Source organism: Acinetobacter sp. YH12241 (assembly GCF_013417535.1).
GTDB lineage: Bacteria > Pseudomonadota > Gammaproteobacteria > Pseudomonadales > Moraxellaceae > Acinetobacter.
The window spans coordinates 1-11,010 of the sequence record NZ_VPDQ01000050.1 but is presented as its reverse complement, the minus strand read 5'-3'; the positions used below and the strand labels follow the sequence as shown (position 1 = coordinate 11,010).

The following is an 11,010-nucleotide window of genomic DNA, read 5'->3' as shown; positions in this document are numbered from 1 at the left end:
ATAAAAAAATTTTACTACTAAAAAATAGAGTGTGAAACATATCACATTTTATGACTTTTTCAATATTTATTGACGTTATTTTAAGCGACTTTAACTCGTATCCTGGACGGCACACCCGACGCTGATTTAAGAAATCTAAATAATAAAAAACCCCGGCATCCTGCCGGGGTTTTTTATTGTCGCTGATTGTGCTGTTGTACCCTCTGGTCCATGTGCAATAACTTATAATTTTTGTTTTATGTTATGGAACTTCCTGTTCCTGATGAGTTCATCATAGGAAAGTTCCAGTATCCTAGATAGCCGCAAAGGGCCGAGATTCACGTAAGCCTGAGCGTACAAAATAGCCTAAATTTTATCCACAAAAAATGTGGATAATTTTGGACATTGAGGCATTGATAAAATTTGAAAAATGCTAAAATTGATTACTTTTTAAACAAATTTATTGGCAAAACATTCCAAAACCGCTCATAAAAAAGCCGACTTGTTTCCAAGTCAGCTTTTCGATATCGTCGAGCATCACCACTATAACACAAGTGTATGATTTTTATATATTTAAAATATGCGTTTCGTATAACGCCCATTATGTTAAATAAATGTATGTGCTGGTTCTTGTACCTTGTATTTCATATGTAAAGTCTGACTTTTTAGTCCATTTCTTTTTAGATATGCTTTCATTTCAGAAGTAAAAGTTCTTTTTACTTTATTAAACTCATGAACTTTAATTAATCTATCTTTTTTAACTTCTTGAATAAGTTTCTGTGTTGTTTGAAGCTTATTCATTCTAGCAAATTCTCCCATCATCATTAATTCTTTATGCTGATTCGTAAGAATTAACTTTTGTTGTGAAAGAAAATATAAAGTTCCACTTCCAACTAAAAAAAATAGAAAAATTGCGCTAATAATTAACTTCATAATTATCTCAATAAGCTCCTATACCAGCTTGTTCAAAAATACTTCTTAATGTTCCTATATCGAGATCACCATGATCTGGAATGGTAATTTTTCCTTTTCTAATAGGATGCTTGAAATGCTTATGGCTACCCTTTTGGCTATCGAAATACCAGCCAAGAGATATAACTAACTTTAAAACCTGTTTTGTTTTCAATCTTTTAAATTTCATGTTATTCCCCTTAAAAGATAGGGCTCTAAAGCCCTATCTTTCAAACTTATTCATATCTAGGCTAGAAAAAAATGGGTGGAAATGGAGGTCTTGGTAAAAGAACCTCTATAAAACCTTTCAATGTGTCTTGCATTTCTTTTCTCCTACTTAAGGCTTTCTTTTACTGTTTCTTTGATAACTTCTGCTGCGATGTCGATTAAGATGTCTAACATTGTTGTTTCCTTTTTGGAAATATTTACTGTGTAAATAATGCTATAATAAAAATATTTCTTGCGTCAACTTGTTTTTTCAATTATTTTTAAATTAGTTTTTAGGAGTCTTTATGAAGAAGTACAATTTGAAAGTTGAGATAAATGATGTAGCTGGAGCTACCTTATCTTATATACGTAATTTGCGAGGAGTTAACCAACGTGAGTTAGCCTATGCATTGGTTACAACAGCATCCTCTTTATCTAAATATGAAGCTGGTATTAGAACTATTTCTTTAGAATTATTATTAAGCTCAGCAAGCTTATTAAATTTGACGCTCTTGGAGTTAGTGTCTTTTATTGATCGAACAGTTAAAGAGCTAGATGCTCAGCATATTTATGTTTATAACGATAAAGAAGTTCCAACTCGTTTAGAAGAAGATGTTCTGAATCCTGAGCTTGATGAGAAGAATACAGTCGATCATATATATTCTAGTGAGAGTTATGAGATGTTACGTGACTCTTATCGAACTGTAAGAAAGTTTGGGTGTATTAATAAAGGATTTAATATTCCGTTCAGCGATGAGGATGGCGATGCTAAATTAGAAGACCGATTAGCTGATTTATATCGTCTAGATGCTGGTGATATCGTTAAGTTTTTGGAAAGAAATAAACTTTTTACTGAAGAGTTAAAAGTTTAATTTTTCTAAAATTAACATAATACACCTTATACGAAATGCGTTATAATTATCTTTAGAAATCAATGCTTTAGTTTCTAGTTGATAGCCCATCTTCCCCAAGGTGGGCTTTTTTTATGATTTTTCACGTTCCACGCCTATTATTTGATCAATGTTCCACGACTTTGATTAGGTCAATTGAATAATCAGGATGCCTGGTCTTTTTCTTTTTGGCATTCATCCAGCTCTTTCTTCAGCGCCTTTTTATCCTGGTACGATGCAATCAGCATGATCGGGATCAGCAGCGGAGCCACAATAATTCCCAGGGCAATGTCTTTCAGTTTCGGCATGATCTTTCACCCTTATTGCTCAGTCATTATCAAAGACGGCATTCAGCACACGGCCAAATAAACCACGTTTTTTGTGTTGTGGCACTGCCACACTTTGCAACGTGGCATGCTGTAGCGTTTGGGTGTGGTATGCCGTAGTTTCTTGCTGTGGCACTGCTACATTTTCTGCAATATTTAATTCATTATTCTTTTTATTATCAGTTTCTTGTTGTGTTGTCGCATGCTGTGGCATCTTGGTGTCGCATGCCGTAGCATCTTGGTGTGGTGCTGCTGTGGCAGGTGCAACACTTTTCAGCTCAATGAGTGTTTGCATACGGTCAATTTGTTGCATTAACCGTTCTTCACGTTCTTGGTATTTTTTGACTTCATTTTCTAAATGGGCAATAAGTTTTTTTGTAGATTCATCACCTTCTTGCTTAGATGATTCAATTTTTTGAGATGTTTGCTCAGGTTCTCCAAAGCATCGTATGACCTCTGCTAGATCGAATTGTCCATCACTGGAGCGTGATAAACGTCCATTACGTACAGCTCTGTAAATGGTTGATCTATCCACATGAAATTTTTTAGATACTTCACTTAGTGATAACTTAGCCATTTACGGTGTCCTTTTTATTTGATGGCATGTATCCCACTTTTTTTAGATATGGGGATAGTTCTTTGATTTTTTCAGGGTCTTGTAGCATCTCAGCAATACGAACAGCAAATTGAGGATAGCTTTCTGTTCCTTGTGAATAGCGACCCATTTCAGGGAGTTCTGAAAGTTTATTTGCAAACATATGCCGTTGAGCATCGGTCATCTTTGAAGAAAGTTTCAAAGTATTCGGATCTCTTTCTATTGATGTGCTGTCCTTCTTTTTCTGTTTAAAGTTAAAAGAAAATCCTGAAATTGATCGACCTCTTTTGTGTTGTTCATACTTCACTGTGATATCTGTATGTTCGTTAATTTGTTTAATAGCGAGCTCAAGTACACTAGTTTTAAAGCGTTCCATACGCTTGTACTCAGTATCGAGTACGCCAATTCTTTGACGGAAATCACTTAGCTCTATAATTGGAGTAGAGCCCGTACTTCTCCAAGCAATTAATAACTCATATAAACGAACAGCATAAGCACTACTAAGATTACTAACTTGCTGCAATTCATATTTAGTAAAATGCTCTTCTAAGCGGGTAATTAATGGAACTATGGCAGGGGCAAAAATAAGCTTAACCACTGCTTCATTATCTACATATCCAATTTCACTAACCCAACGGGATCTATAGTTCTCAATATTCCCTCTTTCATTTATTTTTTGATAGCTAAATTGTCTTGCAAACAAATCATTACAGGCATCTTTTAATGCCTGATAAGCGGTATTGCGATGTACGCCAAATTGATTGATATAGCTTTCTGCATGGACAGTTAAGGGATCATTAGCATTAATCCCTTTCCCACTTTCTCTTGCCTCAACAATAGCTAATAAAATTAAACGTTGTTCTACTAAATCTAAGTTATAACTTGCATTAATTAAAGCATTGTCTTTTACAACTAATTCTCTCATGAAGCACCAGTATTATTTATTATGCTATGACACCTTAATTAATTTTAGTGCTATAAGCAAGGTAAACGGTGTCATATTGCAAGGTAAACGGTGTCATATTGCAAGGTAAACGGTGTCATATTGCAAGGTAAACGGTGTCATATGAAGTCTAGGAGCCTTCATTTACAAGGTTTTTAGCTTACCTAAAAGCATTTAAAAACTTTAAAATAATTAAAAGCCCAAGGAAGGAAAAATTGCCCTTGGTTTTCGCTTCGCTCAAACTCTATTGAATCTCGCTTTCGCTCGATTCGTCGGGGCAATTTTTGATTCAAATTTTCGTGACTTTTAGAAAAAGCAAAAATACTCGGAATTCGCTTCGCTCATAAAACTTTTTATTCGAGCTTCGCTCGATACATCAGCATAAATCTCGAATCGCTTTGCTCTGTTCTTGTTGAGAATAGACTTATGCAGCTTTGTAATCAGGGAAAAGACTTCTGGAATTTTAATTTTGGGACGTCACTCGTAGACACTCGTTCGGTTCTTAAAAGATAAGCATGAAAACATAGTCTAATTTGCTCTCATTTGCGATTTTTAGCCCCTATTTACCATTTTATAAGTTACGGGTGCTTTTCATTTAAATGAGCCTTAGAACACATTTAAAAGGGATCTTCAATCATATTTAAAAAACTGGGTTCTAGCTTTTGAGATTTTTTCATTTTTGATCAGCAGATCAGAATGCACGCTTACGCGTTTCTCTTTAAGAAACTTAAATCAGATATCTTCAATTGGCTTGATTGCACCAGTTTTTAATGTAGTTCTTACTCCTGAATATCATTTAAAAAATTAGTCATGACAAAGAAAAATAGGGGAAATACAAAGAATTGATTTCTAGGGCAGGATAGGCAGCAGCCGTTAAAATTGCCATTTTGTCACCCAGACTCTAAAATGGAGCTGCAAAATATCACTTTGCTTACGGAATTAATCATGACTAAAGACAATAAGATTTCTTTTAGAGTTGATCGAGCGGTGCTTGATTGGTGGGAGGCAAAGTGTGAGAAGCAAGGCGTTAAGAAAGGTGAGCCATTTCAGAAAGCTTTAGAAACTGCTTATAAAAAAGAAAATGATCCTGCATTTTCTGGACAGGATTTTTCCTTGCATCTGGATAATGATTTAGCTGAAAAAATCTTTAGTTTGGCCCAGGCGGAGCAGCAAGATCCGAATGAATTGATCATGGAGCTGTTAAGAGAAAAAATTGCTGAAAGGGAGAAAGTAGAAGACACGATCGATGTTTTTGAAAAAACCACACGCAAAGAATTAAGAATTAAACCAAGTTTATTAAAGAAAATTGATGAAAGAGCAGCCCTAAGCAAAATGAAGACGAATCAATATATTCTGTCTGTACTTACCGCAAACGTCACAAAAGATGCTCATTTTTTTGGGCAAGATGAAGCTCATTTGCTAGGAGACTCTAATGGGGAATTATCAGCTCTAGGACGTAATCTCAATCAGATGGCGAAAGCTATGAATCAAGGTATTTATGAGGCATATGACCGTGATTTTGTGGGTCGCATTCATGAACTCATCAGAGCTCATATACGTCACGTTTACAAACTGTTAGAACAGAATAAGAGAAGATGGGAATAAAAGTTTAGTCATGACTAAATTTCGCATAAGAGATTTTATGTTAAATCTAGCCTGTTTGCCCTTTTATTTTTGAATTGTTTACTAGATGGCAGCATAGTTGAGTAAAATCGAATAATATGATTAGAATCATGAAATTTAGTGCGTAATCCAGACTATTACTTTAAATAGTTACCTTTTTACTCTCTACAATTCAGATTAATATAATTATCTATATTGGATATAGGCACATTCAATGAAAATTTTTAAATATTCATTTGTAATTCTAGCTGTAGTTTCAGTCTCTGCTTATACCATGAGTGACCGGCAGTCCACACAGTTTCAGGTCAAAATAAAAGTCAATGAAATTTGTGATATCGGCACAGGTTCTACTTCTAATATAGATTTTGGTACGATTTCTCGTAATACCCAAAATATCCAGGCAACGGGTAGTCTAAATGTTTCATGTACTAATGGTACGCCTTACAATATTTCACTAAATAGTGATGGTACACTAAAGAATACTCAGGATGCTTCCTTGAAGCTTTCATATCGACTTTATCAAGATGCATCTATGAGCAAAGAATGGGGAAACAGCTCTGAAAATCGTTTTTCACAACACGGTACAGGACAAACTCAAAATATTACCATTTGGGGGAAAGTGCCTGATACTAACGTTCCTGCCGGTCAATATATAGATACAGTTACTGCTACGATTACCTATTAAATATAGAGTTTTCTAATAAGTTAAAGTCACAGTAATGGTATCGGAATATTTCCCTATACTGCTAATGCTTTGCGATGGGACCATCGCATAAATAGGGATAGTCTGGTGGGTTACAGAATATGAAGTATCCGCCTGCCAAATGTTCGAGTGACTTGGATCCTGATATAAACCGTATTGAATATAACTTCCTAGAGAATTTTTCATACGTCTTTGTGAGCCCAATGGATTTAGACCATTATTTAAACTTACCTTCATATTGGTACCCATTGGACATGCTAACTGAATAGTCCCTGAACGATATAAAGTATTATTCAATAGCTCCACTGAACCAAAATCTATATCTGATGCAGATAAAATCAAACAGCTATTTTCATAGTTAGAATTGACGACTATATTGTTAGTTGAGCTATTTTGACTAGCTAGAGCTTCTAAATCTGAAGGTACTTCTAAGCCATAGCGATAAGCATAGTATAGCTTTATGGACGTACTATTGGTTTTATAGGAGCCGGCAGGTACATTTTGTCCTGCAAGAACTTGACCATACATTTTGACCAATGTACTCGGACTTCCTGTATTAGCACCTACTTGAACAGACTGGCACTGAGCTGTATTTTTAGCGTCTGAGTTTGGTATCTTGCGTGTTCGTGCGACATCATAATATAAGTTATAATTTAATAAGGAAGCAGGATAGTTATCATAGTTAATCATTGTGCGAGGATCTTTAGCCGCTGGATCTATACTATCAACTACCATACATATCTTATATGTCACGGGCTGACTCCAGTTTGAATTACATGTTACGGTAATATCCGTAGAAGCTGTCATCGAGCCTTGAATGTTCGCTGTGCCTAGGCTTAAATTACCTCCACTTACCCAGCAACTCTCTGCATAAGCAGATGAAGAGCATATGCTATAAGCTAAAAACAATAAGCTCATACAAGCTAAACGCTTGATGAGGCCATAAGCTTTGATTCGGTTAAATTGATGAGTTATTGACATACCACCCTTCCTAAATCGCTAAAACCTTCAAGAGTGGAAACTTCAGGAAGATTCACTTGGCATTGCTTAAGCTCATCGCCAATATATAATTTATTATTTTTCACATCATCTAAATATACAATACCATCATGAGCTACAATGGTTTTAGGAGGCTGCTGTATTGATGGTTGAATATCCCAAACAGATTTACCCACTGCTAGATTCTCTCCCTGATCATCGACTGCCTGTAATTGAACGGATTTCACTTGATACATTGGAAAACGAACGAATACACCACTTGCCTGACGAGGTACAACATCTTGCTGTGTTGTTTCTATTTTTAAATTTATTGGTAGGTTTAGGGTATCAACTGCTACACTATTATGCTGATATGGATTTAGACGATCCAATAGCAAATATCCTTTCTGATTAGTTTTACCAATCAAACGATTCTCCATACGCACCGGTACGCTAGCAATATTATCTGTTGAGACAATAGCAAATGAACCGTTACTCAAACGTGTGGGGAGTATCACATCTTTTAGAATAACTAAACCTCCGTTGACTGAGGCAAAAGCGCTGGTATTATTTTGTTGGTCTGATGCTGTATGTTGCACATTTAACTGTGCTAACCCATAGCGACCGAGATAGTCGATCTGCCCCTGAAATTGTGAGTATTGATCTGTACGATTGGCCATGGCTTGCCATCCCATCCCTCCCTGATCTTGATTTAGCGCATGCATTATATTCACACCAAACTGTTGGTTATCATGACTACGCTGTATTGATGCTGTGGCTGAGTTGCGTTGCGCCCAAGGGATATTAAGTGATAGATAGTAACTATCTTTTTTATTAATTAAATCATGACTATAACCTAAATTCATGTTCATACGTCGCGGCAAGATATAAGACCAGTTCAGCAATACAAACTTACTCTCTTGCTCTGTGTATTTTTGCTGGATATAGCTACTTCCCAACTGACCAATTTTAGTATTAAAACCTATATAAAATTGGTCTGATTTACTGGCAAATGCCGCATCATTCAAGCTGGCAATGTCATTAAACTCACCAAACTGTCGTAGTCCATTATAATTTAAACTTATTAATGTAGAGTTCCAGCTATAACCTAGGCCTAATAATTGTCCATGTTGCTCAGGTGTACGACTATAAGCATAAGAGAGATTAAGCTGTCCTGCACGTTTGCCTAATTGATAGAGTGTGCCTAATCCTACCTGTTGCAATTGATCGGTCAATTCAGTATGTGTTTCCAGAGTAAGTTTATTTAATATTCCATAACGATAGCTCCCACTAAATGCAGGATCTTGTGCATAATCAAATGAAGATAAGCCATAATTTAACTTTGGATAACCTACATTAAAAGACCAGTCATTTAAGCCTTGTGCGAGTAGGTTATTTGTACCATATAAGGGAATACTCAGTACTTGCTGTTGGCCATTAATATCTGTAATGACCATTTGTGCATTGCCTGCACCTGTAATACTCGGTACTGATTGAATATCAAATTGCCCAGGTACTATATTTTCTGAAAACTGCTTAATACCATTAATTATTAAATCCACTTGTGACGGTAATGCTACCTGGCCTTTAAAACTCATTAAGGGAGTCGTCACGGTATAGGGTTGTAAAGCGAAATTTTTCGATAAGCTAAGACCACTCAATCGAGTAGAGCGTGTCCATGATAGTGCATTACTTTGTGCATCACCTAAACGTAGTCTAAGCAATTTTTCTGGGATATCTTTTTCCCAATATGTATCCAGTATATGATGATTTATAAAGGCATTATCTTGATATTGGTAGTTACCAGAAAGGCTGAATACCCCACCAAATAGCCCAAAAACACGAAATTCATTCCAACCATTTAAAGAAAATATATTCTCATACTGCTGAGCAAAAGCAGTGTAATTGAGTAAGACACCTGTTTTTTCATGCAATGGATTAACTTTTGCAGCAGGCAGATGCTGATAGCCATATTGATGTTGACTGCTTAACAGTGTAATAGGTACTTGGATTGAGATTTTTTGATTGAGGTCGTCATATTTATAGCTTAGCCCTTCAATCTGATCAAGTGCGATATAGGATACCTGATCAATTATGATTGGTTCTATCTCGGTAGTAATGGCGAAATTTTTTAAGGAAGCTACATCAATATAGAGTTGCTGATCTTGTTGTAAAAAATGACCAATTTGAATCTGTGTAGACTGATTTACTTCTACATCCAAATACAATTCCTGTTGAATCGCACTGGCTATATTGGATGAGTATTGTTCTGCAAATGTTGTCGGTGCTGTGACCAGCATCATTCCTGCAAGTATAAAATTGCTTGCTCGAACATTCAATGATCAGAAACTCCCTATCCCTAAAGCTTATTTTGTATTAGGGAGATAATGGTAGAGTTTGTTCACGAAGATCCATATTAACTACAGCTATAAACTTTCCACCACGCGTAACATTTATATTATTTGGAATTTTCCATTGCATGCTTTTCCCACTAAGTACATAACCCATCAATCCCATTTGAATTGGTATTTTTTTGCCTTGCGCATCCATGTAGGCAAACTGACTAAAGCGCTTATAATGACCAGACTGATTGTTGATTGTTAGTGTTTGCTTATTATATTTAAAGCTCATACCTTGCAGGGATGTTATGCCTTGATCTGTATCATTAATGTCCGATACTTTTAAAAAAACAGGAATGGAATATTTGAGTAACAATTGTAGACCACTTTGTACATTAGTCTGGGAGTTAGGTAATTCATCCACGATGAGGCGATAAGCTTGTTCAGTCGTATTTGCTATTTGAGTATTGCGGATCAATCGAACCAATTGCCGTTGTCCGGCAGGAATGCTAATGACCATAGGACTAGCAATTAGATCTTTGGAGTTTGTTAAAATATCTTGTTGATTGCTTTGTGTCCAAGCGTTCACTCGTACTTGTGCACGAATACTCTCATTACCTGTATTGGTCAACCAAAGTTCTTTGACTTTTTCTTGCGGTGAAAATTCTAATAAAATAGGCGCAACTTGCAAACTGGCAGCATGCGCCTGTGTTATAAAAATACTAGCTGCCAAGATTCCTGCACCACAAATGTGGAATACATGAGAGAATTTGGCTGGCTTTTTCATGTGGACTCTTTACGATAATAAAAATTAATAAGTTACTGTGGCTGTGACGGTATCTGCATAGTTACCAGCGCGTACATTTGTAGAGCCAGATAATTTAGCAACTACCGGGATAGTCTGTACACTACCTGAACCAGTTGCAGAATATCGATTATTGTCGTTGTCCCACTCTGCTGTATCACTGGATGCTTTAAATAATTGATAAGCAATGCTAGACGTAGGGTCAGTCGTATGAGTCATTTTTCCACTACTAGATAAACCAACGCTGTAGGGTGTCTGACTGGTACAGGTTACATTTAGATTACCTGTTTTATCTGTTGCTGCGATACCACTATTTACTTGACCAAAATCGATATCTGTAGCACTGATCGCACATGTTGATACAACTTCAATTTTAACTTGGAAGGTTGTATCCGCAACTTTAGTAGAAGCATTCGTCTGTCCTGCTATAAATAATCCAGAAGAAGCTAATAATGCGGTAGTGATAAAGTTTTTCATATAAGGGCCTATTAATAATGAAACAGATGGTTTTTTTAAAAACTTGCTGTTATTTTTTAATAGTTTCATAAAAAAATTTTACTACTAAAAAATAGAGTGTGAAACATATCACATTTTATGACTTTTTCAATATTTATTGACGTTATTTTAAGCGACTTTAACTCGTATCCTGGACGGCACACCCGACGCTGATT

12 protein-coding genes are annotated in these 11,010 nt (G+C 35.9%); 3 read left to right on the top strand and 9 right to left on the bottom strand.

Translation table 11 applies throughout. The annotated features are described in order from the left end of the window. Positions 1 to 585 precede the first annotated feature (585 nt). Together FTV18_RS15145 and FTV18_RS15140 are read right to left on the bottom strand one after the other, a co-directional pair. Complete coding sequence (locus tag FTV18_RS15145) at positions 586 to 912, bottom strand: hypothetical protein (RefSeq protein ID WP_180018702.1); 327 nt, start codon at positions 910 to 912, stop codon at positions 586 to 588. 7 nt (positions 913 to 919) lie between these two features. After that, positions 920 to 1,120 (bottom strand): type II toxin-antitoxin system HicA family toxin, encoded by a 201-nt coding sequence (locus FTV18_RS15140; protein ID WP_218945583.1) that lies wholly within the window; start codon positions 1,118 to 1,120, stop codon positions 920 to 922. Positions 1,121 to 1,442: 322 nt separating this feature from the next. Between FTV18_RS15140 and FTV18_RS15135 the strand changes: the two genes are divergently transcribed. Next, complete coding sequence (locus FTV18_RS15135; protein ID WP_179993434.1) at positions 1,443 to 2,009, top strand: helix-turn-helix transcriptional regulator; 567 nt, start codon at positions 1,443 to 1,445, stop codon at positions 2,007 to 2,009. Positions 2,010 to 2,191: 182 nt separating this feature from the next. Here FTV18_RS15135 and FTV18_RS15130 read toward each other — a convergent pair whose 3' ends face one another. Genes FTV18_RS15130 through repM form a run of 3 tightly spaced genes read right to left on the bottom strand, consistent with a single transcriptional unit; the run spans position 2,192 to position 3,873 of the window. Further along, on the bottom strand, positions 2,192 to 2,335 hold the full coding sequence (locus FTV18_RS15130) for a hypothetical protein (protein ID WP_001125246.1): 144 nt from the start codon (positions 2,333 to 2,335) through the stop codon (positions 2,192 to 2,194). Positions 2,336 to 2,354: 19 nt separating this feature from the next. Next, the gene (locus FTV18_RS15125) at positions 2,355 to 2,930 is read right to left on the bottom strand and encodes a plasmid replication DNA-binding protein (RefSeq protein WP_180018711.1); all 576 of its coding nucleotides are present in this window, start codon (positions 2,928 to 2,930) and stop codon (positions 2,355 to 2,357) included. Next, positions 2,923 to 3,873 carry a replication initiation protein RepM gene (gene repM / locus FTV18_RS15120; protein ID WP_001208779.1) on the bottom strand — a complete coding sequence of 317 codons (951 nt, stop codon included), beginning with the start codon at positions 3,871 to 3,873 and terminating at the stop codon, positions 2,923 to 2,925. The genes FTV18_RS15125 and repM overlap by 8 nt, the downstream gene beginning before the upstream one ends. 963 nt (positions 3,874 to 4,836) lie before the next feature. Here repM and FTV18_RS15115 point away from each other — a divergent pair. After that, a complete protein-coding gene (locus FTV18_RS15115) occupies positions 4,837 to 5,496 on the top strand; it encodes a plasmid mobilization relaxosome protein MobC (RefSeq protein ID WP_180018709.1) in 660 nt (219 codons plus the stop codon). A 232-nt stretch (positions 5,497 to 5,728) separates the two neighbouring features. After that, complete coding sequence (locus FTV18_RS15110; protein ID WP_166134623.1) at positions 5,729 to 6,199, top strand: spore coat U domain-containing protein; 471 nt, start codon at positions 5,729 to 5,731, stop codon at positions 6,197 to 6,199. 12 nt (positions 6,200 to 6,211) lie between these two features. Here FTV18_RS15110 and FTV18_RS15105 read toward each other — a convergent pair whose 3' ends face one another. Genes FTV18_RS15105 through FTV18_RS15090 form a run of 4 tightly spaced genes read right to left on the bottom strand, consistent with a single transcriptional unit; the run spans position 6,212 to position 10,885 of the window. Then, positions 6,212 to 7,198 carry a spore coat U domain-containing protein gene (locus FTV18_RS15105; protein WP_145755957.1) on the bottom strand — a complete coding sequence of 329 codons (987 nt, stop codon included), beginning with the start codon at positions 7,196 to 7,198 and terminating at the stop codon, positions 6,212 to 6,214. After that, positions 7,189 to 9,534 (bottom strand): fimbria/pilus outer membrane usher protein, encoded by a 2,346-nt coding sequence (locus tag FTV18_RS15100; protein ID WP_180018707.1) that lies wholly within the window; start codon positions 9,532 to 9,534, stop codon positions 7,189 to 7,191. The genes FTV18_RS15105 and FTV18_RS15100 overlap by 10 nt, the downstream gene beginning before the upstream one ends. 37 nt (positions 9,535 to 9,571) lie before the next feature. After that, complete coding sequence (locus tag FTV18_RS15095) at positions 9,572 to 10,321, bottom strand: molecular chaperone (protein ID WP_145755959.1); 750 nt, start codon at positions 10,319 to 10,321, stop codon at positions 9,572 to 9,574. A 24-nt stretch (positions 10,322 to 10,345) separates the two neighbouring features. Next, entirely contained in the window at positions 10,346 to 10,885 is a 540-nt protein-coding gene (locus FTV18_RS15090) for a spore coat U domain-containing protein (RefSeq protein ID WP_180018704.1), read from the bottom strand. Between the last annotated feature and the right edge of the window lie 125 nt (positions 10,886 to 11,010).